This window comes from Nocardioides sp. CPCC 206348, from assembly GCF_048654705.1.
GTDB lineage: Bacteria > Actinomycetota > Actinomycetes > Propionibacteriales > Nocardioidaceae > Nocardioides.
The window spans coordinates 1-6152 of the sequence record NZ_JBMCZA010000171.1; the positions used below are offsets into that span (position 1 = coordinate 1).

General features: G+C 66.6%; 5 protein-coding genes. 1 reads left to right on the plus strand and 4 read right to left on the minus strand.

What is annotated here, in order from left to right; genetic code table 11:
• Nucleotides 1–634 (plus strand): integrase core domain-containing protein (locus ACOADB_RS13530; RefSeq protein WP_378599411.1); only part of this gene is annotated, 634 nt, incomplete at its 5' end.
• Between the two features lie 318 nt (nucleotides 635–952).
• Here ACOADB_RS13530 and ACOADB_RS13535 read toward each other — a convergent pair.
• The 4 genes from ACOADB_RS13535 to ACOADB_RS13550 all read right to left on the minus strand — a co-directional run.
• Nucleotides 953–2182, minus strand: a complete 1230-nt coding sequence (locus ACOADB_RS13535; RefSeq protein WP_378599414.1) for an AraC family transcriptional regulator — start codon at nucleotides 2180–2182, stop codon at nucleotides 953–955.
• Nucleotides 2183–2433: 251 nt separating this feature from the next.
• Nucleotides 2434–4218, minus strand: a complete 1785-nt coding sequence (locus ACOADB_RS13540; protein ID WP_378599417.1) for an AMP-dependent synthetase/ligase — start codon at nucleotides 4216–4218, stop codon at nucleotides 2434–2436.
• A gap of 264 nt (nucleotides 4219–4482) precedes the next feature.
• Nucleotides 4483–5613 (minus strand): acyl-CoA dehydrogenase family protein, encoded by a 1131-nt coding sequence (locus ACOADB_RS13545; protein ID WP_378599420.1) that lies wholly within the window; start codon nucleotides 5611–5613, stop codon nucleotides 4483–4485.
• The coding region (locus ACOADB_RS13550) for an acyl-CoA dehydrogenase family protein (RefSeq protein ID WP_378599423.1) at nucleotides 5610–6152 on the minus strand (543 nt) is incomplete at its 5' end. The genes ACOADB_RS13545 and ACOADB_RS13550, both read right to left, overlap by 4 nt.

A 6152-nucleotide genomic window follows, 5' to 3' on the forward strand; every position in this document is an offset into this window, starting at 1 on the left:
CGAGTTCCTCACCGCCTGCAACGACCACGGCCAACCCGCATCCACACTCACCGACAACGGCCGCGTCTACACCGCCCGCTTCGGCGGCGGGAAGAACGCCTACGAATACGTCCTGGCGATCCTCGGGATCACCCAGAAGAACGGCCACCCCGGCCACCCCCAGACCCAGGGCAAGGTCGAACGCTTCCACCAGACCCAGAAGCAATGGCTCGCCCAACAACCCGACGCCGACACCATCGCGGACCTGCAGCACCAACTCGACCGCTACCGGCAGATCTACAACGAGCAGCGCCCCCACCGCGCCCTGGACCGCACCACCCCGGCCAAGGCCTACACAGCACTTCCCAAAGCCACCCCAGCGCGCAACGACGGCACCATCGGCCACCACCGGCTGCGCTACGACCACGTCGACGTCTGGGGCAAGGTCAGCTTCCGCCGCGCCGGGCGCATGCACCACCTCGGCGTCGGCTACGCCCACCGAGGACTACAAGTCCTCGCCATCGCCGACGACACCACCGTGACCGTCGTCGGGTTCACCACCGGAGAAATCCTGTCCACCCACACCATCGAGCCCGACAAGAACTACTGGCGCAACACGCAAAGAGCCCCCGGCCGATGGCCGGGAGCTCTCTGACTTGTCACTTCTGTCGCGACTCAGGTGTCACCTATGTCCCGACTCATCACATGGTGGAGCTGAGGGGATTCGAACCCCTGACCTTCTCATTGCGAATGGCTTCCCTGGCACTTGCACGCGGGATTCACGCCTAGAATTGGGGCAAATCAACGCATGGAACGGCACGGATTGCGAGCGCGGGGTACGCCGGGGGTAAGCGTTTCGTCGCGACGCGCCAAGCTCGCCGTGGAGCGGATCGACGTTCACGCACCGGCCCCGTGGGCGAAACCGCAGGTCAGAGCGCTGACCGTCATCGCGCCCTGCAGATGCGCGACGAGATCACGACGCTGCCATCACCCGGTCCGCTCCGAGCGCACTGTGTTCGATCTCCGACCCGATCGACCCCCCGGTGTCGCCGGCGTAGTTCTGGCGGTACTCGCCAGCGGAGAGCCCGAAGACCTCACGAAACTCCTTGCCGAGGTGGCTCGGGTCGTAGTAGTTCCATCGGTTGGCGATCGTCGCGATCGTCAGGTTGGTGTTGAGGAGGTCCTGCCGTACCCCGGCAAGGCGTTGCGCGCGGACCACCGACTTCATGGTGTCGCCGGTGAGACCGAAGGCTCGGTGGATCGTGCGGGTCGAGACTCCGTGGTCAGCCGCTAGGTCTTCGAGACGGACCGGACCGTGCCTCAGTCGCTCCGCGATCGATCGATCCAGCTGCGCACGCAGCGCCGGGAGAGCGGACTCGTCGTTCACGCCAACCCCCTCCGATCGAACGATGCCCGCGATCAACGCGATCAGTGCTGCCCGTGCCGCCTCCCGTTCAGCGGCGACAGTCATGTCGGGAAGTCCGTTCCACACCTGGCTCAGGAAGGTGTGGAACATGCTGACCAAGGGGCGATCGGACCCCAGGGAGAGAGACGTGGGGATCTTGAGGCCGCTTCCCGCAGCCCTCAGAGCGGGACGAGGTAGCACCAGCGAGCGCTTGCGCAAGCCATGGGGCACGCTGAAACCACTCCGCCCGACGCCCTCACCGCTCACGATGAGCAGCGCCCCCCGGCCAAACAGAGTGTCAGTACCCTCGATCGACATACGTTCCTCGCCGCCGTAGGCCGCCATCACCACGACGACGTCCGGGTCCAGTCCTCCGCGCGTCACGCTTCTCGGCAGGTATCCGTCCATGGCCGGGCAGTCCCAGTCCGTCAACAGCAGGTCAACGAGGTCGGCCGACTGCACCTTCCCGGCCCCGCAGTCCTCACTCGAGAGCCGGATCCGCATCGGGCCCAGCCGATTGCGCATGGCCTGTTCCCACAGACCCTCGCGCTCTTCCAACGGATGCCGCTGTCCGACGGTCCCGTCGACGATGTACGGCGCTGTGATGGTCATGACACTCCCTGATGCTGTGTCGCCAGCTGCGACATAGGTGAGATCGCGTGCAGGTGTTACCGCCGAGTGAGCCGAGGTCCCGGCTGGGCCTTGCGGCTTAACGTTATTGAAACCGAACTCAACCTCAGAGTCAATGGTTCGTAACGCCCGATGGCGCTCGTCCCGTGGCCCACCGATCGTGCCCACTCCACCTGGGCATCCGACCCCTGGAAGGGCATCAGCGGTCAGCTCGAGAACCGCGCTGACGGGGACTTGCCATCCAACTGACCTTGCCGGCTGACGGCGCATCGACTGTCGGAGTCATCTACAGCGAATCGCCAGGCCACCGCGTACGCCTGCACGACCGACAAGACTCGGACAGACACAGCAAGGGCGGTCGCCCCGACCGGCAGCTTCCCGGCAGACGCGAGCCCTGCTGGGCGAGCGCAACCTCCGAGCTACTTTGCGTAGAGCTCCTCGATCTCGTCGGCGTACTTCGAGACAATGCTCCTGCGCTTGACCTTCATCGTGGGGGTGAGCTCCTCGCTCCCCGGCAGCCACTCCTTGGCGACGATCTTGAACTTCTTGATCTGCTCGACGCGCGAGAGCTGATCGTTCGCACGCTCCACAGCGGCCGCGACCTCAGCGATCGTGAGAGCGTCGTCCACCGACCTCCCGGCGGCGCCGTCAGGGTCGAGCGTGATCAGCGCGACGTTGTACGGCCGGCCGTCGCCGATGCACACCGCCTGGCCGATCAACGGGCTGGACGACTTCAGCCAGGACTCGATGGTGGCGGGCGACATGTTCTTGCCGGCGGAGTTGATGATGATCTCCTTCTTACGGTCGACGAGCCGTACGTAGCCGTCATCGTCGATCGACCCGATGTCACCGGTATGCAGCCACCCCTCGACATCGAGGGCCTCGGCGGTCTGCTCAGGCTTGTTGCGGTAGCCGTGCATCACCGTCGCGCCACGCACGAGCAGCTCTCCATCGTCAGCAACCTTCACCTCGACGCCCGGGATCGGCACACCGACTGTGCCCACCCGGATGCCGTTCTGCGGGTTGACGGTAATGAGGCAGGAGGACTCGCTCATCGCCCAGATCTCGCAGATCGGAATCCCGGCGGCCGCGAAGAACTCGAACACGTCGGGAGGCGTGGGTGCCGCTCCGGTGAGGAACCACGAAGCCTGCTCCACCCCCAGCTCGCGGCGGATCTTCGAACCGACGATCGCCGAGGCGACCTTGGCCTGCAGGTGGAGCGACGGGCTCGCAGACTTGCCCGCCTGCACGACGCGAGCATTCTTGATGCCGGTGTCGATGGCCCAGCGCATCAGCCTGCCGCCGATACCGGGCTGCGACGCGATCTGCACCTCCAGGCCGGCCTTCGCCTTCTCCCACATGCGCGGCACCGGCAGGAAGATCGTCGGGCGAACCTGCTTCACGACGTCCATCACTGCGCGGGGGTCCGAGCAGGACGTGACTGTGAAGCCCCAAACTCCCAGCGGCGAATAGTGTCCGCTCCACCGATCACCGATGTGCGCCGCGGGCAGGAACGAGACCGTGCGGCCGCCAGGCGTGACAGGCAAGGCCTGCTGCACCGCTCGGATCTCGCTCATCATGTTTCCGTGCGAGAGCTCCACGCCCTTCGGTGAGCCCGTCGTGCCGGAGGTGTAGATCAAGGTGAGCTGGTCATCGGGGTTGATCGCCGACCACGCCGCTTCGAAGTCGAAGTTGGCATCACCGAGGTTCTCCAGCTGGTCGAGGCCGAGCGTGCCCTCCAGCTCGCCGTCAACCACCACGATGTGATCGATCGGCATGCCGTCGTCGCGCACAGCCGTCACGCGCTCGAGGAACGCGCGCTCAGTGATGACGACCCTGTTGCCTGCGTCCCCGAACACGTACGCGATCTGACCGTGCGCCGACGTGTTGTAGACGGAGAACGCGATGGCTCCCAAGTGCATAACAGCGAGGTCCACGACGTGGAACTCGGGCCGGTTCGTCAGCATGATGCCCACGGCGTCGCCGCGCCTGACGCCGAGCGCCGCCAGACCAGCCGCGACCCGCCGCACCCTCTCGGCGAGGGCGGCGTACGTCAGCGAGACGCTGTCGTCCGGAGTGCGTAGAGCAACCTGCTCCGCCCGCGCGGCCGCGGTGATCTGGAAAGCCTCACAGACGGTCTGCGCTCGAAGCGCACGTTCGAACGCCTCGCCAGCGGCAGCGTCGGGGGTCTCGGTTACCTGCATGTGGTGCCTACTCTTCCGTCGTCGAACCCAGCACCCGCCCTGGGCGGGAAGTTCTCGCTACATTTACATGAACTTGACGTCAAGTACATGTATAAAACTGTCACCTTCCGGGCTTAATCTCCGACGGCGAACTGCGGCACAAGTTGAGCAGTCCGCCTGCAGCGACGACCGCCACGTCTCTCAAGGCTCGCCAGTAGACCGTTCCGTCAGCAGGGACGAGTGACCCGTACGGGTAATCCATGGGGTCGGAAACCACTGAGAAGCTCACTGTGCCTCGCCCAACTCGAGGTCGAGGAGGCCGGCGAGCGCGGCGCGGTGGGCGCCGGCGGTCCCGAACGCGATTTGGTCGGCCTTCGCCTTCTTCAGGTAGAGATGTGCCGGGTGCTCCCAGGTCATGCCGATTCCGCCGTGAAGCTGCACGGCCTCCTCAGCAGCGTGAACGGCGATCTCGCTGCAGTACGCCGCGGCGACCCGAGCGGCGATCGGCACGTCTTCTCCTGCCGCAAGCGCGGCAGCGGCATACCGAGCGGTCGCGGACGCCGATTCGACCTCGGCGTACAGGTCGGCAAGGCGGTGCTTGATGGCCTGGAACCCGCCGACCACACGGCCGAACTGCTTGCGCACCTTGAGATAGGCGACTGTCTCGTCCAGACACCAGCGCGCGATGCCGACTTGCTCGGAGGCCAGCAGCCCGGCGCCTGCCAGTAGCGCGCTCCGGACCGCGGCCTCGCTGTCGGCGAGGATCAGTTCTCCGGGGGTGCCGTCCAGCGTGACGTCGGCGACCTGGCGCCCCATGTCGAGGGAGACGACTGGATCGACCGTCGCAGAAGTCGGTTCGACGAGATACAGACCGACGCCGTCAGCGGTCTCCGCGGGCACCACCAGTAGGTCCGCGTCGACGACACCCGCGACGCTGCGGACCGTGCCTGTGAGCAGGCCGTTGGTCGCCCTGACGTCGGGAAGCCGGCCGTCAGGCGCCGTCGAAAGAGGCACGACGAGGGCCGCTGTTCGCTCGCCCGCTGCGAGAGCGGCGATCGCCTCGCGCGCTCTTTCGTCCGCGGCGCAGGCGAGCAGCGCGGTCGTGGCGACCAGCGAACTGGTGAGGAAGGGCACCGGGGCAGCCGCCCGGCCGAGCTCCTCCAGCACCGCGGCGGCGTCGACGGCGGAGGCACCAACCCCGCCCAGGTCCTCGGGAACCAGCAGGCCAGCCAGGCCAACCTCGACCGCAAGGGCACGCCACAAGGTCTCGGCGACTTCTCGGTCGCCGTCGTACATCCGGGTGACTGCGTCCGGCGCGCACCGAGCCGCGAGCAGATCGCGCACGGTCTTCCGCAGATCGTGCTCCACGTCACTGGGGAGCAGGTCAAGGTCGGGTGTGGCGTACGCGCTACTCATCTGGCGAGTTCCTTCCAGGGGCGGTCCTTGTCGTTGCGGGGCTCCGACGGGAGTCCGAGGACACGCTCGGCGACGATGTTGCGGATGATCTCGGAGGTGCCGCCCTCGATCGAGTTGCCCTTGGCACGCAGGTAGCGGTAGCCCGCGTCCCGCCCGGTGAAGTCCTGATGGGCAGTCCGAGTGAGCGTCCAGTCGGAGAAGCGCAGCCCGTCCTCCCCGAGGAGTTCGACCTCCAGGCCGGACAACTCCTGCGCAATTCGGGCGAAGAGCAGTTTCATCATTGAGCCCTCGGGGCCGGGCTGACCGGACGCGAGCTTCTGCGCGAGCTGGCTGCCGGTGATCCGTGCCGCCTCCGCGTCGACCCAGAGGCGCATCATCCGGTCCTGGAGATCAGGGGTCTGCCGCTCGGGGTGCTGACGCCACGTGTTGGCCACGACGCCGACCATTCCTCCCTCTCGACCGGCACCCTTGCCGATCGACACCCGCTCGTTGTTGAGCGTGGTGTTGGCGACCCGCCACCCCTCGCCCACCGCGCCGAT